This is a genomic window from Variovorax sp. 350MFTsu5.1, assembly GCF_048302515.1.
Classification (GTDB): domain Bacteria; phylum Pseudomonadota; class Gammaproteobacteria; order Burkholderiales; family Burkholderiaceae_C; genus Variovorax; species Variovorax guangxiensis.
In genome coordinates this window covers 3807403-3831279 of record NZ_CP157620.1, presented here as the reverse complement: position 1 = coordinate 3831279, position 23877 = coordinate 3807403, and the positions used below count along the sequence as shown (strand labels likewise).

General features: G+C 67.6%; 21 protein-coding genes and 2 tRNA genes. 11 read left to right on the top strand and 12 right to left on the bottom strand.

Annotation, left to right across the window (positions count from 1 at the left end):
* Nucleotides 1–9 precede the first annotated feature (9 nt).
* The 4 genes from ABL843_RS17405 (at nucleotide 10) to ABL843_RS17390 (ending at nucleotide 2279) form a co-directional block, all read left to right on the top strand.
* Nucleotides 10–83 (top strand) — tRNA-Cys (locus tag ABL843_RS17405).
* Nucleotides 84–183: 100 nt separating this feature from the next.
* A tRNA-Leu gene (locus ABL843_RS17400) sits at nucleotides 184–275 on the top strand.
* Nucleotides 276–294: 19 nt separating this feature from the next.
* On the top strand, nucleotides 295–936 hold the full coding sequence (locus ABL843_RS17395; RefSeq protein ID WP_126023918.1) for a DUF6806 family protein: 642 nt from the start codon (nucleotides 295–297) through the stop codon (nucleotides 934–936).
* Nucleotides 937–977: 41 nt separating this feature from the next.
* Nucleotides 978–2279 carry an MFS transporter gene (locus ABL843_RS17390; protein WP_418116661.1) on the top strand — a complete coding sequence of 434 codons (1302 nt, stop codon included), beginning with the start codon at nucleotides 978–980 and terminating at the stop codon, nucleotides 2277–2279.
* 10 nt (nucleotides 2280–2289) lie between these two features.
* On the opposite strand, the gene ABL843_RS17385 is transcribed toward ABL843_RS17390, so the two are convergent.
* The 7 genes from ABL843_RS17385 to proV all read right to left on the bottom strand — a co-directional run bounded on the left by ABL843_RS17385 (nucleotide 2290) and on the right by proV (nucleotide 11296).
* Nucleotides 2290–4494, bottom strand: coding sequence for an Ig-like domain-containing protein (locus ABL843_RS17385; RefSeq protein WP_418116660.1), 2205 nt, complete (start codon nucleotides 4492–4494; stop codon nucleotides 2290–2292).
* A gap of 89 nt (nucleotides 4495–4583) precedes the next feature.
* The gene (locus ABL843_RS17380; RefSeq protein WP_418116659.1) at nucleotides 4584–5372 is read right to left on the bottom strand and encodes a hypothetical protein; all 789 of its coding nucleotides are present in this window, start codon (nucleotides 5370–5372) and stop codon (nucleotides 4584–4586) included.
* An 8-nt stretch (nucleotides 5373–5380) separates the two neighbouring features.
* On the bottom strand, nucleotides 5381–6175 hold the full coding sequence (gene murI, locus ABL843_RS17375; protein WP_418116658.1) for a glutamate racemase: 795 nt from the start codon (nucleotides 6173–6175) through the stop codon (nucleotides 5381–5383).
* Between the two features lies 1 nt (nucleotide 6176).
* The gene (locus tag ABL843_RS17370; protein ID WP_418116657.1) at nucleotides 6177–7730 is read right to left on the bottom strand and encodes a fumarate hydratase; all 1554 of its coding nucleotides are present in this window, start codon (nucleotides 7728–7730) and stop codon (nucleotides 6177–6179) included.
* 63 nt (nucleotides 7731–7793) lie between these two features.
* A complete protein-coding gene (gene proX / locus ABL843_RS17365; protein ID WP_418116656.1) occupies nucleotides 7794–8816 on the bottom strand; it encodes a glycine betaine/L-proline ABC transporter substrate-binding protein ProX in 1023 nt (340 codons plus the stop codon).
* Between the two features lie 17 nt (nucleotides 8817–8833).
* Nucleotides 8834–10012: a glycine betaine/L-proline ABC transporter permease ProW gene (proW, locus tag ABL843_RS17360; RefSeq protein ID WP_418116654.1), complete on the bottom strand. Its 1179-nt coding sequence runs from the start codon at nucleotides 10010–10012 to the stop codon at nucleotides 8834–8836.
* Between the two features lie 21 nt (nucleotides 10013–10033).
* The gene (proV, locus tag ABL843_RS17355; protein WP_126023925.1) at nucleotides 10034–11296 is read right to left on the bottom strand and encodes a glycine betaine/L-proline ABC transporter ATP-binding protein ProV; all 1263 of its coding nucleotides are present in this window, start codon (nucleotides 11294–11296) and stop codon (nucleotides 10034–10036) included.
* Nucleotides 11297–11807: 511 nt separating this feature from the next.
* On the opposite strand from proV, the gene fumC reads away from it, so the two are divergent.
* Entirely contained in the window at nucleotides 11808–13205 is a 1398-nt protein-coding gene (gene fumC / locus ABL843_RS17350) for a class II fumarate hydratase (RefSeq protein ID WP_126023926.1), read from the top strand.
* A 56-nt stretch (nucleotides 13206–13261) separates the two neighbouring features.
* Here the strand turns inward: fumC and ABL843_RS17345 are convergent, their stop codons facing one another.
* Nucleotides 13262–13879 (bottom strand): NAD(P)-dependent oxidoreductase, encoded by a 618-nt coding sequence (locus ABL843_RS17345; protein WP_418116653.1) that lies wholly within the window; start codon nucleotides 13877–13879, stop codon nucleotides 13262–13264.
* A 122-nt stretch (nucleotides 13880–14001) separates the two neighbouring features.
* On the opposite strand from ABL843_RS17345, the gene ABL843_RS17340 reads away from it, so the two are divergent.
* The gene (locus tag ABL843_RS17340) at nucleotides 14002–14934 is read left to right on the top strand and encodes a LysR family transcriptional regulator (protein WP_418116652.1); all 933 of its coding nucleotides are present in this window, start codon (nucleotides 14002–14004) and stop codon (nucleotides 14932–14934) included.
* Nucleotides 14935–14940: 6 nt separating this feature from the next.
* Here the strand turns inward: ABL843_RS17340 and ABL843_RS17335 are convergent, their stop codons facing one another.
* Nucleotides 14941–15576, bottom strand: coding sequence for a YqhA family protein (locus ABL843_RS17335; protein WP_126182026.1), 636 nt, complete (start codon nucleotides 15574–15576; stop codon nucleotides 14941–14943).
* Nucleotides 15577–15739: 163 nt separating this feature from the next.
* Between ABL843_RS17335 and acs the strand changes: the two genes are divergently transcribed.
* Nucleotides 15740–17740, top strand: a complete 2001-nt coding sequence (gene acs / locus ABL843_RS17330) for an acetate--CoA ligase (RefSeq protein ID WP_418116651.1) — start codon at nucleotides 15740–15742, stop codon at nucleotides 17738–17740.
* A gap of 281 nt (nucleotides 17741–18021) precedes the next feature.
* Complete coding sequence (locus ABL843_RS17325; RefSeq protein ID WP_369662063.1) at nucleotides 18022–18522, top strand: LapA family protein; 501 nt, start codon at nucleotides 18022–18024, stop codon at nucleotides 18520–18522.
* 12 nt (nucleotides 18523–18534) lie between these two features.
* Here ABL843_RS17325 and ABL843_RS17320 read toward each other — a convergent pair whose 3' ends face one another.
* On the bottom strand, nucleotides 18535–18849 hold the full coding sequence (locus ABL843_RS17320) for a c-type cytochrome (protein WP_126023932.1): 315 nt from the start codon (nucleotides 18847–18849) through the stop codon (nucleotides 18535–18537).
* Nucleotides 18850–18954: 105 nt separating this feature from the next.
* On the opposite strand from ABL843_RS17320, the gene ABL843_RS17315 reads away from it, so the two are divergent.
* Together ABL843_RS17315 and ABL843_RS17310 are read left to right on the top strand one after the other, a co-directional pair.
* Nucleotides 18955–19209 carry a TIGR04438 family Trp-rich protein gene (locus ABL843_RS17315; protein WP_126023933.1) on the top strand — a complete coding sequence of 85 codons (255 nt, stop codon included), beginning with the start codon at nucleotides 18955–18957 and terminating at the stop codon, nucleotides 19207–19209.
* A gap of 58 nt (nucleotides 19210–19267) precedes the next feature.
* A complete protein-coding gene (locus ABL843_RS17310; RefSeq protein ID WP_184637450.1) occupies nucleotides 19268–20101 on the top strand; it encodes a DUF3592 domain-containing protein in 834 nt (277 codons plus the stop codon).
* A gap of 10 nt (nucleotides 20102–20111) precedes the next feature.
* On the opposite strand, the gene ilvD is transcribed toward ABL843_RS17310, so the two are convergent.
* Complete coding sequence (gene ilvD, locus ABL843_RS17305; protein WP_418116649.1) at nucleotides 20112–21806, bottom strand: dihydroxy-acid dehydratase; 1695 nt, start codon at nucleotides 21804–21806, stop codon at nucleotides 20112–20114.
* A 103-nt stretch (nucleotides 21807–21909) separates the two neighbouring features.
* On the opposite strand from ilvD, the gene ABL843_RS17300 reads away from it, so the two are divergent.
* Nucleotides 21910–22869: a LysR family transcriptional regulator gene (locus tag ABL843_RS17300; RefSeq protein WP_418116648.1), complete on the top strand. Its 960-nt coding sequence runs from the start codon at nucleotides 21910–21912 to the stop codon at nucleotides 22867–22869.
* Here ABL843_RS17300 and ABL843_RS17295 read toward each other — a convergent pair.
* A complete protein-coding gene (locus ABL843_RS17295) occupies nucleotides 22866–23807 on the bottom strand; it encodes a LysR family transcriptional regulator (RefSeq protein WP_184637456.1) in 942 nt (313 codons plus the stop codon). The genes ABL843_RS17300 and ABL843_RS17295 overlap by 4 nt on opposite strands.
* Between the last annotated feature and the right edge of the window lie 70 nt (nucleotides 23808–23877).

The following is a 23877-nucleotide window of genomic DNA, read 5'->3' as shown; positions in this document are numbered from 1 at the left end:
TTTCTGCGTGGCGCGATAGCAAAGCGGTTATGCAACGGATTGCAAATCCGTCTAGTCCGGTTCGACTCCGGATCGCGCCTCCACTCTCTCGGTTCAAACAGATTCGACCCCGAACGCCAAGCCCCGCCAACCGACGTTGCCGGGGCTTGTTTTGTTTGGGTTATCGTCGATGTCCAACCTGACGCCCGGATGGTGAAATTGGTAGACACATCGGACTTAAAATCCGCCGCTTCCTTAATCGGGGCATACGGGTTCGACCCCCGTTCCGGGTACCAACTTACAAGGGAGCATCAGATGCCTCGCTACAACGCTCCATTTGAAATTCATGTGCACGGCGACGTGCCGCTGCGTTCGGACGTCACCTTCGAACAGATCCAGGAGGCTCTCAAGCCGCTGTGGAAATACGCCGGTGCCAAGTCGCTGGCCGATGGCGCCACCAGCTCCTACGAAGAAGAACCCGGCATCCGCTACGAGCAGAAGGACCACATGCTCCAGATGTGCTGGACCGTGGCCGGCGATGAAGACTTCCGCCAGGCGCTCGACGAGATGTGCATGGGCCTGAACGAGCTCTCCGAGCGCGGCGCGGCCATCGAGGTCACCTTCTACGACACCGACTTCGACGAGGAAGAGGGCGACCCCGAAGAGGAGTCGCGCGACGACTTCCTGATGCTCTTCGTCGGCCCCAATCCGGCCGCCATCATGCAGGTGCAGCGCGACCTGCTCGTCGAAGACGTCGTCAACCTCATGGAACGCCACTTCGACGGCTCCGAGCTGGGTGGTGTTGTTGCCGAAATCGATCGCCTCTTCAGCGACCGTTTCGACGCGCTCGTGAACTCGCTCGAAATTGGAAAGCGCCCGCGCGGCACCGGTGGACCGGGCAGCGGGGGCAGCGGCGGTGGCCACGGCGGCGGCCGCCGTCCGCGCCACCTGCACTGACTGCCCGACTGGCTCCCGGCACCGCTCGCCGCAGCCCGCGCATGGCCCTGTTCCCCGCCTCCGCGCTGCAGCCGGGCGTGCGCAAGCGCGAGGTGTTCGGCTGGGCGATGTATGACTTCGCCAACTCGGGCTACACCACCGTCGTCATCACTGCTGTGTTCGCCGCCTACTTCGTGGGCGGCATCGCCAAAGGCGCACCATGGGCCGCCTTCGCATGGACGGCGGCGCTCAGTACCTCCTATGCCATCGTGATGCTCACGATGCCCGCCATTGGCGCATGGGCCGACATGCGCGCGGCAAAGAAGCGCGTGCTGGTTCTCGCGACCCTGGGCTGCGTCTTCGCGACGGCTGCGCTCGCCGTCACGCCCAGCTTCTCCGGCACCGGCGGCGTCGCGCTCGCGATGGCGCTGATCATCGTCTCCAACGCCTTCTATTCCTACGGCGAGTCCCTCACGGGCGCCTTCCTGCCCGAACTGGCGACGGCCGAAGGCATGGGCAAGGTGAGCGGATGGGGCTGGGCCTTCGGCTATGTGGGCGGCATGCTGGCGCTGGGCATCTGTCTGGCTTACGTTTTGTGGTCCCAATCCAAGGGGCTGCCGGCGTCGCACTTCGTGCCGGTCACGATGCTGATCACCGCAGCCATCTATGGCTTCGCCGCATGCGCCACCTTCGCACTGCTGCCCGAGCGCGCACAGCCCCGCGTCGCCGGCAACCAGGGCGCCTGGCAGCAGTTGCTCGCCACCTACCGTCAGGCGCGCGCGTATCGCGACTTCATGTGGCTGCTGGCCTGCACCGTCTGCTACCAGGGCGGCGTGGCGGTGGCCATCACGCTTGCCGCCATCTACGCGGAGCAGGTGATCGGCTTCGTGGCAAGCGAGACCATGGTGCTGATCTTCGTGCTCAACATCGCGGCTTCACTCGGTGCCTTCGGCTTCGGCTATGTGCAGGACCGCATCGGCCACAAGGTCTCGCTGGCCGGCACGCTCGTCGCCTGGATCGCTGTCTGCGTGATCGCAGCGCTGGTCACCACCAAGGGCGGCTTCTGGTGGGCCGCGACCATCGCGGGGCTGGCCATGGGATCGAGCCAGTCGGCCGGCCGCGCGATGACGGGCTACCTGGCGCCCCCGAAGCAACTCGCCGAGTTCTTCGGGCTCTGGACCTTCGCCACGCGGCTGGCGAGCATCGTCGGACCGCTGAGCTTCGGCGCCATCACCTGGATGACCGGCGGCAACCAGCGAATCGCGATTCTTTCGACCACGGTGCTGTTCGTGGCGGGGCTGTTGCTGCTGCTCCCTATCGACATGCAGCGCGGCCGCCAGGCCGCGCTGCGCGCCTCCTCCTGACTGCCGGCAATCAGGGCAGCTTGTCGCCGAACAGGCTGCCGTTGGTCAGCGGCCAGCCGACTTCCGGTGCGTAGCGCACCGTCCAGTTCGCCGGGTTCTTCACGCGGGCCGCGAAGGCCGCCAGGTCCGAACGGTCCAGCGAGCCGGTGTAGATCGCGTTGGTCTGGTTGGCGGGGCTCGCCGTGAAGCTGAAGGCGGTGCCGGCCGTCGTGACTGCGTCGGGAATGGTGCCGGCGGTGCCACCCAGCGTGATGGTCGCGAGGTAGTCGCCGACGGCGGTGATTTGCCCGGCCACGCCGTCGCCCAGGCCGGCGATGCTGCCTCCCGCGATGGCATAGACCGTCTCCGACTTGCCGATGCCGCCCGGCGACCCGAGTGTGAAGCCCTTGTCCGCGACCGGATTGCCCGTCACGTCGGTCTGGATGGTCACGATGGTGCCGGCCGGCAGGTTGCGGTCGGCGGTCCAGAAGAAGGCCGTCTCGTTGGTGATGCCGGTGAACTCGTTCGTGCCTGATTTGCGGTCGCGGTCGGTGAAGAGCACCTTCGTGCCGCCGTTCACCGCCTTCAGCAGCACGAAGGCGTAAGCGTCGGGCGCCTCGGCGTTGGCGGCCATGAAGAGCAGGTCGCCGGCGGCGAGCGCCGTGGCGCCGTCGGTCGTGGTGAAGCTCAGCTGCGTCGCGTCGCTGATGCCGGCGAAGGCGTTGCCGGCGGGATCGGTGATCGCGTTGGCGTCGATGGTGACGTAGTAGCCGCTGCTGGCCGCCAGCGGCGCCGTCGGCACCAGCTTCAGCTTGTTGAAGGCCACCTGCAGGCGGCTGGTCGGGCTGTTGGCGTGGAAGGTCTCGACCACGCTGCCGTCGGCCTTGTGCAGAACGATGCTGCCCGAGCCCAGGCGCACGGCTTCGTTGAACGACAGCGCGATCGAGGCGTCGAGATTCACGCCCACGAGGCCGGCCAACGATGCCTTTTTCAGCTTCGGCGCGGTGGTGTCCACCAGCGGCGAGCCCAGGCGCACCACGAAGCCGTCGAACTTCTGGTCGGCGGGAGGCAGGTCCTTCGAGGCGGTGCTGCCGTCCCACTTGGTGTCGCCGTTGTCCAGCAGCAGCTGGACTTCCGTGCCGGGCCTCACGGGGCCCGGCACCTCGACTGCGGATTCGAAGCTGCCGCCGGTGTTCTTGGCCAGTGCGTCGAGGTTGTTCGACAGCTCGACCGGCGCGCTGTTCGGGTTGCCGTCCCACGCGAAGAGCGCAAAGTTTCGATCCACGTCCGGGCTTGCGGCACCCGCGGGGCCGGCGACGATCAGGTAGTTGCCGTCGGTGCCCTTGTCGATCGAGCGGATTCCGCGGCCGCCCAGTTCGAGCTCGATGGGCGCGCCGAAGGTAGCCTGCGTGGCGGTGCCCGCGACCAGCGCGGCGTAGTTCTGCACCGGCACGATCAGCGCCTTGGAGCGCACCGTGGTGCCCGTCTGCGGCGCGCGGAAGCCGAGCCACAGCGCGGTGTCGCCCGGCGAGCTGGTCATGCCTTCGATGGAGAAGCCGTCGACGCGCTCGGGCACGATGCCCGCCGCGGCCGACACCGCAAAGCCGAAGCGGTTGGCGCCGAGACCGTGCGCGTTGCCGGAGTCCCAGGCGACGAGCTGCGCTTCGAGTAGCGAGAACTGGCCGACATAGCTGAATGCGGTGTCGGCACCCGTGCCGGTGACCTTGACCGCGAACAGATGCGAGCGGTCGGCCGCCGCATCGGCGCCGTCCTTCTTGTTGCTGTTGGAGCCGGTGAAGTACAGCGTGTCGCCGACGCGGGTGCCGGCCTCAAGATCGAGCTCCTTGGTGAGCCTGGGGCCTTCGAGCTCGTAGCTCCATTCCTTCACCGCGGCGCCGCCGCCGCGCGGGTAGACGCGCAGCACGTTCGACTCGTCGTCCGCCACGATCATGAAGTTGCCGGGCAGGGCGAGGGCGGTCGATGCGTCGGAAGAACCTTCGGTGGTGCCTGCATTGGGCGTGAATCGCGCCTTGGAGACGAGCTGGTCGGGCTCAGGCTGCGCTGTGGGCGGTTGTGCCGGCGGCTGCGTGGCCGGCGGCGTGGTGCTCGCGGGCGGAAGGAAACCGATCGGACCGGAGCCGCCACCGCCGCCTCCGCAGGCACTCAGTGCCAGCGCGAGCGCACCGGCGAGCATCAGGGGCTTGAAGGGAATACGGGCTTGGGGAAGAGGGTTCATTGTGCGCGGCAATACTTTTTGACAAACCGCGCATGCTGGTACTTTTGTGTGACGGCCCGGTGAAAAAGCGGGCTCGAATCAGGTTCCCGTCAGGGGACTTGCTGCTGGAGCGACTTGGGCACCTTGAAGCGCTCGCCGTCGTAGCGCAGCGTGATGGTGTTGAATTTCGGAGGCAGGGACTTCTCGACGCAGCCCTGGTCTTCCTGCTCCTGTGCGCGGCTTTGCAGCAGCGTGCGCGACAGCTGCAGGTCGGCAAGGCCGTTGCTGCTGCCCTTGCCCACCGAGAGCATGGTGCGCAGCTTCTCGAAGTGCCCGGTGCAGGTCGAATCCCATCCGCCGTGGTCGTGGTCGAGTTCGATCTCCTGCAGCACCTGGCGCAGCTGCTTGCCGTGGTGCACGTACAGCCGCACCGTTTCGCTCGCCAGCGGGTTGCCGGGCCCGTTGCTGCCCCTGTAGCGCACGCGCAGGCCGAAGGCGCGCGCCTCCGAAGACAGCACATAGCGCGAGGTGTCGATGCGGATGTCCTGGATCGACGTGGTGGCGTCCTCGTCGAGCGCCTCGGGCTGTAGCAGCCGGCCGATGACGGTGTCGCGGTCGGTGTTGCCGTTGTCGGGGCGCTGGATCAGCAGGATCTCGAGATCGAAGACCTTGGCGCCCCGGTCGGTGGTTTCGCGCGGCATCGGCAGCACCACGATGCTGCGCCCCGGAAAGGCCGGCCACACCTTGCAGGCCGCGAGCCGCTCGTCGAGCTGGCGGTGGGGGTGCAGCTTTGCATGCATGCGCTCGGCAAGGCCGCTTTCGCAGGCCGCGTGGCTCAGGCCGGCGGCCGCAAGGCCCAGGAAGAAGAGGGCGGCGTGGCGCAGCAGCGGCAGGCGCATGGCTCGGTTCAGGCTGTGGCGGTTGCCGAAAGCCCGAGCCACCTGGCGGCCGCGGCTTCGAGCACTGCCACATCGCCGCTGCTCTGCAGCAGGAGGTTGCCAGCGGCTCCGGTGCCATCGGCAAGCCGCCCCGCCGATGCGAGCAGGCGCCGCGTCTGCTGCGCGACCGGCATGCCCGTGTCGATGAAGCGCAGCGTCGCCGGCGCATGCTTGCCCAGTTCTTCCTTCACCAGCGGATAGTGGGTGCAGCCGAGCACCACCGTGTCGACCTCGCCGGGCCCGTCGCCGAAGGGGCCGGCCTCGGCCATGTAGCGCTCGCTCAGCGCCGCGATGCCGGCCGAGTCGAAGCCCTCGATCGCCTTCACGAGGCCGTCGCAGGGCACGGGCCGGACGTCGGCCGATCCCGCGAAGGAAGCGCGCAGGTTCGCGTACTTGGCGCTGGCCAGGGTGCCCCGCGTGGCCAGCACCGAGATGTGCCCCGTGCGGCTCGAAGCCACGGCAGGCTTGAGGCCGGGCTCCAGCCCGACGATCGGCAGGTCGGGGTGGTCGGCCCGAAGCAGGTGAATGGCGGCGGTGGTGGCCGTGTTGCAAGCCACCACCAGCGCCTTGATTCCGTGCTCGCGCAGCAGGTGTTCGACCACCGCGCGCGAGCGCTCGATCACGTAGGCGTCCCCGCGTTCGCCGTAGGGCGCATAGGCCGTGTCGGCGAAGTAGACGAAGTTCTCGTGCGGCAGCTCGGCCCTCAGCGCGGCCAGCACGCTGAGCCCGCCGACTCCGCTGTCGAAGACGCCTACCGGGCTCAACTCAGGCTTCTTCCATCATGATGGTCTTGAACTCGCCCGTGGCGATGCGCTTCTGCCACCCGGCCGGGCCGGTGATGTGCGCGCTGGTGCCGCCGGCGTCGACCGCCACCGTCACGGGCATGTCGACCACGTCGAATTCATAGATGGCTTCCATGCCCAGGTCCTCGAAGCCCACCACCTTGGCGGTCTTGATGGCCTTGCTGACCAGGTAGGCGGCGCCGCCCACGGCCATGAGGTAGGCGCTCTTGTGCTTCTTGATGGCCTCGATGGCGACAGGGCCGCGCTCGGCCTTGCCGATCATGGCGATCAGGCCCGTCTGCGCCAGCATCATCTCGGTGAAGCCGTCCATGCGGGTGGCGGTGGTCGGGCCTGCGGGGCCGACGGCCTCGTCCTTCACCGGATCGACCGGGCCGACGTAGTAGATGACGCGGTTGGTGAAATCCACCGGCAGCTTCTCGCCCTTGGCCAGCATGCCCTGGATGCGCTTGTGCGCGGCGTCGCGGCCGGTGAGCATCTTGCCGTTGAGCAGCAGCGTGTCGCCCGGCTTCCAGCTCGCCACTTCGGCGGGGGTGAGCTTGTCGAGATCGACGCGCTTGCTCTTCTTCTCGTCGGGTGCCCAGTTCACCTCGGGCCACAGGTCGAGAGAGGGCGCCTCGAGGTAGACCGGGCCGCTGCCGTCCATCGTGAAGTGCGCGTGGCGCGTGGCCGCGCAGTTGGGGATCATCGCCACGGGCTTGCTCGCCGCGTGCGTGGGGTACATCTGGATCTTGACGTCCAGCACGGTGGCCAGGCCGCCCAGGCCCTGTGCGCCGATGCCCAGCGCGTTGACCTTCTCGTACAGCTCGACGCGCAGCGCCTCGACCTTGCTCAGTTCGGCGCCGGAGTTCTTCTTGGCCAGCAGCTCGTGCATGTCGAGGTCGTCCATCAGGCTTTCCTTGGCCATCAGCGCCGCCTTCTCGGCCGTGCCGCCGATGCCGATGCCCAGCATGCCCGGCGGGCACCAGCCGGCGCCCATGGTGGGCACGGTCTTGAGCACCCAGTCGACCACGCTGTCGCCGGGGTTCAGCATGACCAGCTTGCTCTTGTTCTCGCTGCCGCCGCCCTTGGCGGCCACGGTGACTTCAAGTTTGTCGCCCGGCACGATCTCCGTGAAGATCACCGCGGGCGTGTTGTCCCTGGTGTTCTTGCGGTCGAACTGCGGGTCGGCCACGACCGAGGCGCGCAGCCTGTTGTCGGGGTGGTTGTAGCCGCGGCGCACGCCTTCGTTGATGGCGTCGTCCAGGCTGCCGGTGAAGCCGCCCCAGCGCACGTCCATGCCCACCTTGAGGAACACGTTGACGATGCCGGTGTCCTGGCAGATCGGGCGCTGGCCGGTCGCGCTCATCTTGCTGTTGGTCAGGATCTGCGCGATGGCGTCCTTGGCCGCCGGGCTCTGCTCGCGCTCGTAGGCGCGGGCCAGGTGGGCGATGTAGTCGGCGGGGTGGTAGTAGCTGATGTACTGCAGCGCGGCGCTGATCGATTCGATCAGGTCGGCCTGCTGGATCGTGGTCGTCATGGTGGGGGCTTTTTAGGAATGTGAAACGCCCCCCGATTATCTCAGCCGCCGCGCCTGCCCCGCTTACCGTGCCGCTTCCCGGGCCTGCTCCACCCAGCCGTCGAAGAGCTGCCGGTGCGCCCGGATCCACCCGTCGGCATGGCGCTCCACGTCCTGCTGGGTGTTGGCGCCCTGGCTCATGCGCAGGTTCTGGGCGTTGATGTCGCCGATCGGCAGCTTCATCACCTCGAACAGCTTCGCGGCGGCCGGGTTCTTCTCGACGAAGGCGCGGTTGGCGACGATCCGCTCGTCGTTGGCCTGGAAGCCGTAGTTCCTGCCGTTGGGCAGCTGCGTGTCGACGTTGCCGCCGTCGCCTTGCGAGGACGAGAACGGCACCTGCAGCCACACCACGTCCTTGCCGGGGCGCAGCACGGCGCTGACCCAGTACGGCGTCCACGTGTAGTAGAGCACCGGCTTGTCCTGCCTGAATCGCGCGATGGTGTCGGCCATCAGCGCGGCGTAGCTGCCCTGCCGATGGCTGACTGTGTCGCGCAGCTGGTAGGCCGTCAGGTGGTTCTCGATGGCGAGCTCGCAGCCCCAGCCGGGGTTGCAGCCCGTGAGGTCGGCCTTGCCGTCGCCGTCGATGTCGAACAGCTTCGCGATGGCCGGATCCTTCAGCTGCGCGATGTTCGTGATGCCGTACTGCTCGGCCGTCTTGCGGTCGATCAGGTAGCCCTGCACCGCGCCTTCGGAATACACGCCCTTGCGCCACAGCTTGGCGTCGCCGCCGCTGTTCTTGTAGAAGTCGGCGTGCAGCAGGCTCCAGTGGTGGGCCATGAAGGTGGCGTCGCCGTTGGCGATGGCCAGGTGCTCGGTGGCGGGCTCCAGGTCCTTCATGGGCTCCACGGTGTAGCCGAGCTTCTCGAGCGCGCGCATCACCAGCAACGTCTGGAAGGCTTCCTCGGCGAGCGAGCTCTTCAGCGGCTGTACCTTGATGCCCTTGCCGGGCAGGTCGGCGGAGGCCTGGGCGGCCACGCCCGAGGCCACGAAGGCGAGGGCGAGCAGGCCGCGTGCGACGAATCGGGTCTTTCGGTTGATGAAGTTCATGTGGCGGGTTCCTCCGTTCATCGCACCTGTGCCGACAGGGCGGGAGCGGGCTCGGCATCGGTGCGGGCCGGCGCCACTGCACGCTGCAGCAGGCGCAGCGCGAGTCCCACCGGCCCGGTGTGCCACCAGCGGCGACCGGCGCTGCGGCGCGACTTGCCCATGGCCTGCGTCAGGCGGTCCAGCGAGATCGCCAGCAGCACGATGCCCAGGCCGCCCACGGTCGCCAGTCCCATGTCGAGGCGGCCGATGCCGCGCAGCACCATCTGGCCCAAGCCGCCCACGGCGATCATCGAGGCGATGACCACCATCGACAGCGACAGCATCAGCGCCTGGTTGATGCCCGCCATGATCGACGGCATGGCCAGCGGCAGCTGCACCTTCACCAGCATCTGCCACGGCGAGGCGCCGTAGGCGCGCGCGGCCTCGATCAGGTCGGGGCGCACCTGGCGCAGGCCGAGGTTGGTCAGGCGCACCAGCGGCGCCAGCGCGAAGACGATGGTCACGATCACGCCCGGCACGTTGCCGATGCCGAACAGCATCACCACCGGCACCAGGTACACGAAGGCCGGCGTGGTCTGCATCGCGTCGAGCACCGGGCGCATCACGCGCTGCGCGCGGTCGCTGCTGGCCAGCAGCACGCCCAGCGGCAGGCCCACGGCCATGCAGAAGACCAGCGAGGTCAGCACCAGCGACAGCGTCACCATCGCCTCGGGCCAGATGCCGAGCATGGCCACCAGCAGCAGCGCCACCGTGGTGCCGATGGCCAGCGCGCGGCCGGCGAACTGCCAGGCCAGCAGGCCGATGAGCGCGATCATCGCCAGCGTGGGCAGGCCGGTGAGCAGCCCCTCGATCCAGTTCAGCGTGCCGTCGATGGGCAGGCGCACGGTCTGGAAGAAGGGGCGGAAGTGCTCCACCACCCAGCCCAGGCCGCTGTTGATCCAGGATTCGACGGGCAGCGAGCCGTCCCACAGGCGGTGCAGCTGCAGGCCGCCGGCGGCATCGGCGTTGCCGGCGAGCTGATGGGCGCCATCGAGCGGTGCGGGAGCGTCGAGCCAGGCGCTGGTTGCGGAGCTGTCGGGCGCTGCCGACAGGGCTTCCCACGGGTCGATCGGCGTGGGCGCAGGGGTGGGCGTCGCGAGCGCGGTCGATGCGTCGTTCAGCGGCGCGAGTTCGGAGGGCAGTGCGGTGTCGTTCATCTGTTGTTCCTTCGAGTTCGTTCAGGCGGCGTTGGCTGAGACAACGGCGGCCACGGGTTGCTGCGGCTGGTGCGCCGGGTCGATGGGCGGCGTGTCGCGGTCGAGGAACTTCAGCAGCGTCGTCTTGCTGATCGCGCCGCAGAAGCGGCCGTCGGCCGCCACCACCGGCATCGCGCACGGCGCCTGGGCCACCTGGCCGAAGAGGCCGGCCACGGGCGCATCGGCATCGATCGTGCCGAGGTCGTTCAGGAAGGCGTGGCGCAGGCCCAGCGGGCCGGAATGGCCGTCGAGCGCGGCGCGCAGCGTGTCGGCCGACACGGTGCCCAGGTAGCGCCTGTTCGGGCTGGTGACGTAGGCGAAGTCGCGGTCCTGGTCCTCCAGCTGCTTGAGCGCCGCGCGCGCGCCGCGCTCAGGGTGCTCGCAGACCACGGTGAGCTGCTTGCGCGCGATGTCGCCGGCCTTGAACACGGCCGCCGCGTCCACGCCGCGCACGAAGCTGCGCACGTAGTCGTTGGCGGGGCTGCGCAGGATCTCGTCGGGCGTGCCGACCTGGATCACCTGGCCGTCCTTCATGATCGCGATGCGGTCGCCGATGCGCATCGCCTCGTCGAGGTCGTGCGAGATGAAGACGATGGTGCGGCGCTGCTCCTGCTGCAGGCGCAGCAGCTCCGACTGCATCTCGGTGCGGATGATCGGGTCGAGCGCCGAGAAGGCCTCGTCCATCAGCAGGATCGACGGATCGGAGGCCAGGGCGCGCGCCAGGCCCACGCGCTGCTGCATGCCGCCGGAGAGCTCGTCGGGGTAGCTGTCGCCCCAGCCCGCCAGGCCCACCTGCGCGAGCGCCTTGTCGGCCTGCGCGAGGCGCTCCTTCTTGCCGGTGCCCGAGAGTTCGAGGCCGAAGGCGGTGTTCTCGCGCACCGTCATGTGCGGCATCAGCGCGAACGACTGGAACACCATGCTGATGTCCTTGCGGCGCAGCGCGCGCAGGCGGGCGTCGGAGTGCTCGTTGATGTCGGCGCCGTCGATCACGATGCGCCCGGCGGTCGGCTCGATCAGCCGGTTCAGCAGGCGCACCAGCGTCGACTTGCCCGAGCCCGAGAGGCCCATGATGACGAAGATTTCTCCGGCCTGGATCTCGAAGGTGGCGTCGAACACGCCGATCGACTGGCCGGTGCGCGCCAGGATCTCCTTCTTCGAAAGTCCTTGCCGGACCAGCTCCAGTGCTTGTTCGGGCTCGTCGCCGAACACCTTGAAGACATGGTCGATGAGAATTCCTTTGGCCATACGTCGGGGCTCTCCTTGGGTGAAGGGTTGACTGTGGGTTGGCCGTCCCGAAGGAGCGGCGCAGCCACGTCCCGGCCCATCGCATCGATGGGCGGCCGGCAGGCACTGAAGACGACAGGGCGACGAAGCCAGTGCCCGCCGGATGCTTCATTCGCAGCGCGACGGGCCTGGTCGAGGGGCGCCGGCTGGAAGAGCGTGACGTGGCAATGGAGCCGGAAAGATCCGGCCGGTTTGCCGGGCATGGCCCGGCGGGAGCACCTTGCACCGCGACGGGATTCGGAGATCCGCGAGTAGTGAAGGCTTGACCAACGCCGTCATCATCATGACTTGTTGGTCGTCAGAAGCTATCGATTATAACTTTTCGACATGATGCGGTCAACCTTGGAGGCGATGCGGCGCCGTCGGAGGCGATGCAATGACCACGTCAGATGAGAGCCACTCTCATTGGGGCGATACTGCGAAGGCGCCGGAAAGCGGCGCGACTTTTCATGATCCTGCGGAGCTTTTTCTCATGACGACTTCCCCCAAGACCCGTGCCGAGCGCGATACCTTCGGACCGATCGACGTGCCGGCCGACAAGCTGTGGGGCGCGCAGACCCAGCGCTCGCTGCAGAACTTCGACATCTCCGGCGAGCAGCAGCCGCGCGAGATCATCAAGGCGTTGGCCCAGGTCAAGCGCGCTTCCGCCGTGGTCAACCACGCGCTGGGCCTGCAGGACGAGAAGAAGACGAACGCCATCGTGGCCGCGGCTGACGAAGTCATCGCCGGCAAGCACCCGGGCGAGTTCCCGCTGGTGGTCTGGCAGACCGGCTCGGGCACGCAGACCAACATGAACGTCAACGAGGTGCTGGCCAACCGCGCCAGCGAGATCCTCGGCGGCGAGCGCGGCGAAGGCCGCCTCGTTCATCCCAACGACGACGTGAACCGCAGCCAGTCGAGCAACGACGTGTTCCCCACGGCGATGCACGTGGCGGCCGTCGAGGCCATCACCCACAAGCTGCTGCCGGCCATCGCCAAGCTGCGCGGCACGCTGGAGCAGAAGTCCAAGGACTTCGCGGACATCGTGAAGATCGGCCGCACCCACCTGCAGGACGCCACGCCGCTCACGCTGGGCCAGGAGTTCTCGGGCTACGTGGCGCAGCTCGCGCACGGCGAGGCGCATGTGCGCGCCGCGCTGCCGCACCTGTGCGAACTGGCGCTGGGCGGCACGGCCGTCGGCACCGGCCTCAACGCGCCCAAGGGTTACGCGGAACAGGTGGCGGCAGAGCTGGCGAAGCTCACCGGCCTGCCTTTCGTGACCGCGCCCAACAAGTTCGAGGCCATGGCCAGCGTCGATGCGCTGGTGCATGCGCACGGCGCGCTGAAGACGCTGGCCGCCAGCATGAACAAGATCGCCAACGACGTGCGCTGGCTCGCCAGCGGCCCGCGCAGCGGCATCGGCGAACTGAGCATTCCCGAGAACGAACCCGGCTCGTCGATTATGCCGGGCAAGGTCAACCCGACACAGAGCGAGGCCGTGACGATGCTGGCCGCGCAGGTGTTCGGCAACGACGTGGCCATCAACATCGGCGGCGCCTCGGGGAACTTCGAGCTGAACGTGTTCCGTCCGATGGTGGCGCACAACTTCCTTCAGAGCGTGCGCCTGCTGGCCGACGGCATGGTGAGCTTCAACGACCACTGCGCCGTGGGCATCGAGCCCAACCGCGAACGCATCACCGAGCTGGTGCAGCGTTCGCTGATGCTGGTGACGGCGCTCAACACCCACATCGGCTACGACAAGGCCGCCTTCATCGCCAAGAAGGCGCACAAGGAGGGCACCAGCCTGCGCGAGGCGGCGATCGCGTCGGGCCACCTGACGGCCGAGCAGTTCGACCAGTGGGTGGTGCCGGAGAACATGACCGGGCGTTGATTTGGCCGGCTCAAACAAAAAAGGACCCGCGAGGGTCCTTTTTTGCAGCCTGCCGCTCAATATCCGATGGTGTAGCGCTGGCGGGAATGAGCGGGCTTTTCCAGCTCGTCGATGAACGCGATCGCGTAGTCCGCGAAGCTGATCCAGCTGCGGCCTTCGGCGCTCACGAGCAGGTCGTCCTTGCCCAGGCGGAACTTGCCGGTGCGCTCGCCTTCGACGAACTCGGCGGAGGGCGAGAGGAAGGTCCAGTCCAGGTCCTTCTCGTTGCGCAGCGTGTCGAGGAACACGCCACCGGCCGATGCTTCGGCACGGTACGCGTCGGGGAAGTTCGGCGTGTCGATGACCTTCAGCCCGGGCGCCGCGAACAGGCTGCCCGCGCCGCCGACCACCAGCAGGCGCTTCACCCCGGCGCGCTTCGTCGGCTCGATGATGGCCGCGGGCGGCACGGTGGCGAAATGCGCGGCGCTGAACACGGCGTCGTGGCCGGCCAGGGCCTTCTCCAGCGCAGCGCCGTCGAGCACGTCGAGGTCGACGGCCTTCACGTTGGCGCGGCCCGCCAGCTTGGCGCTGGCCTTGCGCGCGATGGCGGTGACGGTATGGCCGCGGCGCAGGGCCTCTTCGAGAAGCTGGCTGCCGGCGCGTCCGGTGGCGCCGATGATGGCGATGTGGCTCATGGTGACTCCTGTGAAAGATCGGAAAGATCGAGAGATCGGGAAGGGATGGAGCGAATCTTAGATTTCTGGTTTCGAAAGAAATACCTCGATTTGCGCGCTTGTTTATTCCTAAAATCGTTCGAATGGATCGATTGAATGCAATGCGCGTGTTCGTGGCGGTGGTCGATTCGGGCAGTCTTTCGGCTGCGGCCGAGAAACTCGACATGTCCCGCCCGGTGGTCACGCGCTACGTGGCCGAACTGGAGCAATGGACCGGTGCCCGGCTGCTGCATCGCACGACGCGCCGCCTGAGCCTTACGGCGGCCGGCGAGGAACTGCTGCCGCGCTGCCGCCAGGTGCTGGAGCTCACGGGCGATATGCAGTCCGCGGTGCGGCATCCGGCGGAGGCGCCGCGCGGACAGCTTCGCATCACCGCCAGCACTTCGTTCGCGCAGGCCCAGTTGGCCGATGCGATGGCCGACTACGTGCGGGTCTATCCGGGCGTAGCGGTCGACCTGGTGCTGCTGGATCGGGCGGTGAATCTGGTCGACGAGCGCATCGACCTCGCGATCCGCGTGGCGGCGGAGATCGACCCGAACCTGATCGCGCGGCGGCTCACCGACTGCCGCTCGGTGGTGTGTGCCTCACCAGCCTATCTGAAGGAGCACGGCCGGCCGTCGAGCGTGGAAGAACTGGCGCAGCGCAACTGCCTCACGCACTCGTACTTCGGGCGCAGCCTGTGGAATTTCACGCGCAAGGAAAACGGGGAGCCGGTGTCGGTGGCCGTTGGCGGCAACGTGTCGACCAACGATGCGGCGAGCCTGATGTATCTGGCGAGGGCAGGGGCCGGCATCGCGATGCTGCCGACCTATCTCACGTCGCAGTTGCTGCAGTCCGGCGAACTGGTGCGGCTCTTCGGGGATTTCGAGCCGCAGGTGGTGGGCATGTACGCGGTGTACGCCTCGCGCAAGCACATGCCGGCCACGCTGCGCACGATGCTCGACTTTCTTGCCGAGCGCTTCACCGACCCGCCCGCCTGGGACATTGCATCGCAGGCAGGCCAGGGCCGGGGCTAGAAGAGGTCAGTGCGGGTCTGCCGGCGGATGGGCGGGCGCCATCAACCGGTCGGTATAGGCGATGGCCATCGCCGAGAACAGGAACGCGATGTGGATCACGGTCTGCGCGATCAGCACGCGGTCGGTGTAGTTGTCGGCGTTGATGAAGGTCTTCAGCAGGTGGATCGAACTGATGCCGATGATGGCCGTGGCCAGCTTCACCTTGAGCACCGAGGCGTTCACGTGGCTCAGCCACTCGGGCTGGTCGCGGTGGCCTTCGAGGTCCATGCGGCTCACGAAGGTCTCGTAGCCGCCCACGATCACCATGATGAGCAGGTTCGAGATCATCACCACGTCGATGAGCGCGAGCACCACGAGCATGATGACCGTCTCGTTGAGCGTGCCCACGGGGGCCGTGGTCTTGTAGCCGATGCTGGTGATCAGCGCCTGCAGCGCCTCCTTGGAGCCGAAGGCGGCCTCCACCAGGTGCAGCAGCTCGACCAGGAAGTGCACCACGTACACCGCCTGCGCCACGATCAGGCCCAGGTACAGCGGCAGCTGCAGCCAGCGGCTCGCGAAGATCAGCTTGGGCAGGGGGCGAAGCGGCGAACCACGGCGCGGTACGGGCGGGTTCCGGGTGTCGAAAGGGTCGGGAGCAGACATCTGCAGTGCGGTTGTGGAGGACCGGGAATTCTAGGGGCGTCCCGGTGACGCACTCGTGATAACCCCGAGAGGGCCATCGAACAGGCTCTAACATGGCAACCGTCAGTGACCCGTAAGTGGGCCCGCCGACATTACGGCCGCACCCATCCTGGAGACAAAGAGCATGAGCAGCAGCGCATCGAAGAACATTGAATCCGTCCTGGTCGAGAACCGCGTCTTCCCGCCGGACGCCCGCGCCACGCAGGGCGCGCGCATTTCCGGCATGGCCGCCTACGAGGCCCTGTGCAAGGAAGCCGAGCAGGACTTCGAGGGTTTCTGGACCCGCCTTGCGAAGGACAACCTGAACTGGACCAAGCCCTTCACGAAGACGCTCGACGAATCGAACGCGCCGTTCTACCAGTGGTTCGGCGACGGCGAGCTCAACGCCAGTGCCAACTGCCTCGACAGGCACATCGGCACCCCGGTCGAGAACAAGACCGCCATCGTCTTCGAGGCCGACGACGGCACCGTCACCAATGTCACCTACAAGGAACTGCTCGCGCGCGTGAGCCAGTTCGCCAACGCGCTGAAGGCTCGCGGCATAAAGAAGGGCGACCGCGTCATCGTCTACATGCCGATGACCATCGAGGGCGTCGTCGCCATGCAGGCCTGCGCGCGCATCGGCGCCACCCACAGCGTGGTGTTCGGCGGCTTCTCGGCCAAGGCGCTGCAGGAGCGCATCATCGACGCGGGCGCGGTGGCGGTCATCACGGCCAACTACCAGCTGCGCGGCGGCAAGGAACTGCCGCTGAAGGCCATCGTGGACGACGGCATCGCGCTGGGCGGCTGCGAGTCGATCAAGACCGTGCTGGTCTACGAGCGCACGCCCACCGCGTGGAACCGCGTCGAGGGCCGCGACATCACATTCGCCGAGGCGCTGAAGGGGCAGGGCACCGAATGCGCGCCCGTGCCGGTCAACGCCGAGCATCCGCTCTTCATCCTCTACACCTCGGGCTCCACCGGCAAGCCCAAGGGCGTGCAGCACTCCACCGGCGGCTACCTGCTGTGGGCGAAGCTCACGATGGACTGGACCTTCGACATCCGCCCCGAGGACGTGTTCTGGTGCACCGCCGACATCGGCTGGATCACCGGCCACACCTACGTCGCCTACGGCCCGCTCGCCGCAGGCGCGACGCAGGTGGTGTTCGAGGGCATCCCGACCTTCCCGCACGCGGGCCGCTTCTGGCAAATGATCGAGAAGCACAAGGTCAGTGTGTTCTACACGGCGCCCACCGCGATCCGCTCGCTCATCAAGGCGGCCGACGGTGACGAGAAGGTGCATCCGAAGAACTGGGACCTCACCAGCCTGCGCATCCTCGGCTCGGTCGGCGAGCCGATCAATCCCGAAGCGTGGATGTGGTACCACCGCAATGTGGGTGGCGAGCGCTGCCCCATCGTCGACACCTTCTGGCAGACCGAGACCGGCGGCCACGTCATCACGCCGCTGCCGGGCGCCACGCCGCTGGTGCCGGGCTCGTGCACGCTGCCTCTGCCGGGCATCATGGCCGCCATCGTCGACGAGACGGGCAAGGACCTGCCCAACGGCGCGGGCGGCATGCTGGTCATCAAGCGGCCCTGGCCTTCGATGATCCGCACGATCTGGAACGACCCCGAGCGCTTCAAGAAGAGCTACTTCCCCGAGGAGATGGGCGGCACGATCTACCTCGCCGGCGATGGCGCGGTGCGCAGTGCGGACCGCGGCTACTTCCGCATCACCGGCCGCATCGACGACGTGCTCAACGTGTCGGGCCACCGCCTGGGCACGATGGAGATCGAATCGGCGCTGGTCGCCAAGACCGACCTGGTGGCAGAAGCCGCCGTGGTGGGCCGCCCCGACGATGTGACCGGCGAGGCCGTGTGCGCCTTCGTCGTGCTCAAGCGCGCGCGCCCGACCGGAGAGGAAGCCAAGCAGATCGCCAACGAGCTGCGCAACTGGGTCGCCAAGGAAATCGGCCCGATCGCCAAGCCCAAGGACATCCGCTTCGGCGACAACCTGCCCAAGACCCGCAGCGGCAAGATCATGCGGCGCCTGCTGCGCAGCATCGCCAAGGGCGAGGCGATCACGCAGGACACATCGACGCTGGAGAACCCTGCGATCCTGGAGCAGTTGTCGCAGACGAACTGATCCGGGATCCGGCCGCAGGCCGGTGCGTGCGAAGAGCACGCGAGCAGGTGAAGACGGCACTCATATCGCGCAGCGATGTGATGTGCCGGCAGAACCCTGCGATCCTGGAGCAGTTGTCGCAGACGAACTGACCAGCAGTGCATTAGTGCTGTAGGACATGGCCGTTTATGCGGCCATTTGCGCCGAACGGGGCTCTTCGCTGAGGTAAAACCATCGGATCACCGCGCGCCTCGAAGCGCGCGGGTTCCAGATGTGTTCGATCTTTCCGAAGGAGGCCTGCAATGGGCGTGAGATCCGCTTTTCTTTTTGTCGTCGTGCTGCTGATCGTGGCGCTTGCCGCGCTCAACTGGGGCACGCTGTCCACGCCCACCGACGTGTGGCTGGGCTTCATGACCGTCTCGGCCCCGCTGGGCCTCATCATGCTGGGGCTGACCGCAGTGCTGGCGGCCTTCTTCCTCGTCTATGTGCTGTACCTGCACAGCTCGGTGCTGATCGACGCCAAGCGCCACACCAAGGAAATGCAAGTCCAGCGCGACCTGGCGGACAAGGCGGAAGCTTCGCGCTTCACCGAGCTGCGCAACTTCCTGGAGGCGCAGGAGAACAAGCACATGGCGCAGAACGCCGATCGCCAGACGGCGATCCTGGCGCGGCTGGAGCAGCTCGAGACGGCGATCCGGCTGCGCTCGGACCAGACCGACAACACCATGGCCGCGCACATCGGCCAGCTCGAGGACCGCATCGAGCGCCGTCCGGTGCCCGCGGACATCAATCCGCAGGCCTGAGCTTTCCGGGGCTTACTTCGTCGACAGCACCCAGGCCGCGAGCTTCTTCGCGTCGGCTTCGCTGACCTGGTTGTTCGCCGGCATCGGCACCGGGCCCCACACGCCGGAGCCGCCCTTCATGATCTTGCTGGCGAGGGTGTCGACGGCACCCTTGTCGTCCTTGTACTTGGCGGCCACGTCCTTGAACGAGGGGCCGAGCACCTTGCGCTCGACCGCGTGGCAGCTCATGCAGTTCTTCGAGGTCGCCAGCGCCAGGTCGGCGAAGGCGGGCGCGGCGAGTGCGGTGAGGCCGAGGCCCAGGACTGCCGGCAGCAAGACTCTTTTCATGGGGTGTAATTGTTAAAGGCTGAGTTACATTCGACTCAACGCGATTGTAGGTAGCGCCGTGCACGGCGCCGGAAGCGTTGCCAATACAACCCTGAGGGATTCGCGATGTGGTTTCTGGGATTGGGCCTGCTTGCTCTGGCCCTCAAGTATTTCGAGATCGGCATGGTCGCCACATGGAGCTGGTGGATCGTGCTGTCGCCGTTCGCGATGGCCGTGGCATGGTGGGCCTGGGCCGATTCGTCGGGCTATACCAAGCGCAAGGTCGTCGAACGTGAAAACCGGCGCCGGCAGGAGCGCATCGACCGGCAGAAGACCAACATGGGCATGAAGACCAGCAACGGGCAGCGCCCGCGCCGCTGAGCCTTTTCCTTCGCCGTCTGCCGAAGTCCCCGCACCGCATGCACCGCGCTGAAGTGCCATGGACGAGGAAGCCACCACCCGCGCGCTGATCGTCTTCGGACTTTCGCTGCTGCTCGGCCCGGCCATCGGCGGGCTCGTGGGGTGGCGCACTAACTTCTTCTGGGGTGTGGGCGTGGGCGCCTTGCTCATCGGCTGCGCCGGCCTGTACGGCGCGGCTTCGCTGGGCTGGAGCCGCTACCAATCGATCGCCGGCACCGCCAGTGTGCAGGGCAGCCTCGTCGAGTTCGTGGACGAGCAGAGCAAGGACAGCAAGGGCCGCGTCACGGTGTCGCGCGCCCCGGTCGTCGAATACGTCACGCCCGATGGCCGGAAGCGCCGCGTCAAGGGCCTTGGCGGCGGCCTTGCGGACAAGGAATGGGGCGACCCGGTCGAAGTGCGCTACCGCGTGGCCGACCCCGCGCAGGCACTGGTGGCCGATTTCCAGAACATGTGGGGCGGCGTCTGGGGGCTCGGCATCTTCGGTGCCTTTCCCATGATGTTCGGCCTGTTCTTCATCGGCATGGCGCGCAGGGAGGCGCGCGAGAAACAGGGCGCTTACGTGCGGCCGGAGTTGCGCGAACCCACCCCTGGCCAGAAGCGCTGGCGTACGCGCGGCACCGTGCTCGCCAACCTGGTCTTCCTGGCCGGCTTCGCGCTCGTGTTCCTCTATCCGGACCCGAGCCCGATGAAGCAGTTCGGCGCCGGCTTCATGACCATCGGCGCCGGCGCGATCCTGCACTTTCTGGTGCAGAGCCTGCCGCCGGCGATGGATTTTCAGTCGCGCAGCATCCTCGCCATCGTGGGCCTGGGCTTTCTGGCCTTCGGCTACGGCGCGTGGATGATGGCTGCTTGAGCGAGCGATCTCAGAACTTGTCGAGCACAGCGCCCGAGCTGGCGCTCGATGCGTTGAACGCGAATTTCGCCTGCACGCCGCGCGTGTAGCGCGGAGCCGGCGCCTTCCAGCCTTCGCGGCGCTTGGCGATCTCGGCCTCGGGCACGTTCAGTTCGAGCTTGAGCTGGTGCGCGTCGATGGTGATCGAGTCGCCCTCGTTCACGAAGGCGATGGTGCCGCCGGCAGCCGCCTCGGGCGCCACGTGGCCCACCACCATGCCCCAGGTGCCGCCGGAGAAGCGGCCGTCGGTGATGAGGCCGACGCTCTCGCCGAGGCCCGCGCCGATCAGCGCGCCGGTCGGCGCCAGCATCTCGGGCATGCCCGGGCCGCCCTTGGGGCCGAGGTAGCGCAGCACCATCACATCGCCGGCCTTGATCTTGCCGTCGAGAATCGCCTTGAGCGCCGACTGCTCGTCGTCGAACACGCGCGCCGGGCCGGTGATGACGGGGTTCTTCAGGCCGGTGATCTTGGCGACCGCGCCCTCGGGCGACAGGTTGCCCTTCAGGATGGCGAGATGGCCTTCTTCATACATCGGGTTGTCGATGGTGCGGATCACGTCCTGGTCGGCGCGCGGCACGTCCGGCACGTCCTTCAGCACCTCGGCGATGGTCTGGCCGCTGATGGTGATGCAGTCGCCGTGCAGCAGGCCCGCGTTCAGCAGCACCTTCATCACCTGCGGAATGCCACCGGCCTGGTGCAGGTCGACCGCGAGGTACTTGCCCGAGGGCTTCAGGTCGCAGATCACCGGGACCTTCTTGCGCATGCGCTCGAAGTCGTCGATGGACCAGTCCACGCCCGCCGCGTGCGCGATTGCCAGGAAATGCAGCACCGCGTTGGTCGAGCCGCCCGTGGCCATGATGACGGCCACGGCGTTCTCGATGGCCTTCTTGGTCACGATGTCGCGCGGCTTCAGGTCCCTCCTGATCGCCTCGATCAGCACCTTGGCCGATTCCTTGGCCGAGTTCTGCTTCTCGTCATGCGGGTTCGCCATGGTCGACGAGTAGGGCAGCGACATGCCCAGCGCCTCGAAGGCGCTCGACATGGTGTTGGCGGTGTACATGCCGCCGCACGAGCCGGTGCCGGGAATGGCGCGCTTCTCGATTTCCTTCAGGTCCTCGTCGCTCATGTTGCCGGCGGCGTTCTGGCCCACGGCCTCGAACACGCTGACGATGTTGAGGTCCTGGCCCTTGTACTTGCCGGGGAGGATGGTGCCGCCGTAGACGTAGATGGCGGGCACGTTGGCGCGCAGCATGCCCATCATGCCGCCGGGCATGTTCTTGTCGCAGCCGCCGACCACCAGCACGCCGTCCATCCACTGGCCGCCCACGCAGGTCTCGATGCAGTCGGAGATGACTTCGCGGCTCACCAGCGAGTACTTCATGCCCTCGGTGCCCATGGCCATGCCGTCGGAGATGGTGGGGGTGCCGAACACCTGCGCGTTGCCGCCGGCTTCCTCGATGCCGGCGATGGCCGCGTCGGCCAGCTTCTGCAGGCCCGAGTTGCAGGGCGTGATGGTGCTGTGGCCGTTGGCGACGCCGACCATCGGCTTCTTGAAGTCGCCTTCCTCGTAGCCCATGGCGTAGAACATCGAGCGGTTGGGGGCGCGGCTCTTGCCTTCGACGATGTTGGCGCTGCGGCGGTTGATCTGGATTGGCTTGGTGTCCATGGTGTCTCTTCTGTCGTGGGGAGATCGGGTGGGGGTCCAAGTATCGGACTTCTGATTGATTGCTTCCAATCCATTTTCAATTGCAGATTGATATGCTCGACATATGAATGAAGCCCTCATCGACCTACGCGCCTGGCGCCAGTTCGTCGCCGTGGCCGAGGAGCTGCACTTCGGCCGCGCCGCGCAACGGCTGCACATGACGCAGCCGCCGGTCACGCAGGCCATCGCGCAGCTCGAGAAGACGCTCGGCGTGGTGCTGTTCGACCGCACCCGCCGGCGCGTGGCGCTCACGCCGGCGGGCGAGGCGCTGCTGCCCGACGTGCGGGAGCTCCTGGCGCGCGCCGCGGCGCTGCCCGCAAGGGCCCGTGCCGCGGCGGCGGGGCAGGTCGGGCGCGTGCGCATCGGCTTCGTCTCGACGGTGGGCTTCGAGCAACTCCCCGCCTGGGTGCGCGAATTCCGCGTGCTGTGCCCCGAGGTGGCGCTGGAACTGGTCGAGGCCACCGGCGACGTGCAGCTCGAGGCCTTCGCGCGTGGCGAGATCGACGCCGGCCTGATGCTGCATTCGCCCGGTGCCGCGCCGCCGGGCCTGGCGCGCCTCGCCGTGTCCCAGGAGCCGCTGGTGCTGGCCCTGCCCGAGCGTCACCCGCTGGCGCGCACCGACCGGCTGCTGCTGGCCGACGTGCTCGCCGAGCCCCTGGTGATCTTTCCGCGCCGCATCGTGCCTTCGCTGCACGATGCCATCTTCGACCTTTACCACGCGGCCGGCCGCACGCCGCAGCTCGGGCAGGAAGCGATACAGATGCAGACCATCGTGAACCTCGTCTCGGGCGGCATCGGCGTGGCCTGGGTGCCCGAGAGCGTCACGCAGTTCCGTCGGGCGGGCGTGGTGTATCGCCGCGCCGAGGAGTTCGTGCCGGCCGCGCGGCGGCGCAGCGCACCGGAGTTGCCCGGGTGCGAAACCAGCCTGGTGTGGCCCGAGGGCGCGGCCAACCCGGCGCTCGAACGCTTCGTCGCCTTCGTGCGCGAGCGGGGAGCGGGGTCGAAGCGGCGCGACGAGGTCTAGCGGGCCTTGCGTGCGCGTCCGCCGGTGGGTTGGGCCGGCTTGTCGAGCGCATCGGCCAGCACCGTTTCGAGCCAACCCACGAAAGCCTGCATGCGCCGCGACAGGTTGCGCCGGTGCGGGTACACCAGCTGCACGGGCAGCGGCTCGGCGCGCGCGTCGGGCAGCACTTCGACCAGTTCGCCGGCCGCCAGGTGTTCGCGCACGTCGTAGGCCGGGATCTGGATCAGGCCCAGCCCCGCCAGCGCGCAGGCGATGTAGGTCTCGGCGTTGTTCGCCGCCACCTGGCTGCGCATGCGCAGGGTGGAGGTCTCGCCGTCGCGCAGCCATTCCCATGGCGCGGCCCGGCCGCTGGTCGGCGAGGCGTAGTTGACGGCCACGTGCTCCGGCAGGTCGGCCGGCGTGCGCGGCGTGCCGTGGCGCTCCAGGTAGGCGGGGCTCGCGCAGTTGATGAGTGTGAAGTGGCCGAGCGGCCGCGCCACGAGGCTGCTGTTGGCCAGCGGGCCGACGCGCAGTGCGCAGTCGATGCCTTCGAGCACGAGATCGACGGCGCGGTCGCTGGAGCCGAGTTCGAGCTCGATGGCCGGATGGAGCGCGAAGAAGTCCGGCAGCGCCGGTGCGATCAGGCGCCGCGCGATTCGGCTGGGCACGTCGACCTTCAGGCGTCCGCTGACCTGGCCGCGCGCGGGCAGGAACTGCTGCTCCATGTCCTCCATGTCGGCCACCAGCGCACGGGCGCGCTCCAGCATCACCTCACCATCGGGCGTGAGGCCGACGCGGCGCGTGGTCCGGTGCAGCAGGCGCGAGCCGAGGCGGGTTTCGAGCTGCTGCACCGCCGTGGAGACGCTGGCGCGCGGCAGGCCCAGGCGGTCGGCGGCGCGCGTGAAGCTGCCGGTTTCGGCCACGCGAACGAAGACCTGGAGGAGGTCGATGCGGTCCATGGAAGAAGAACGAATTGTTCGTGAAATCCTGAACAGTCTAGCCTTGGATGGCCTATTTATCAGTTCGAAG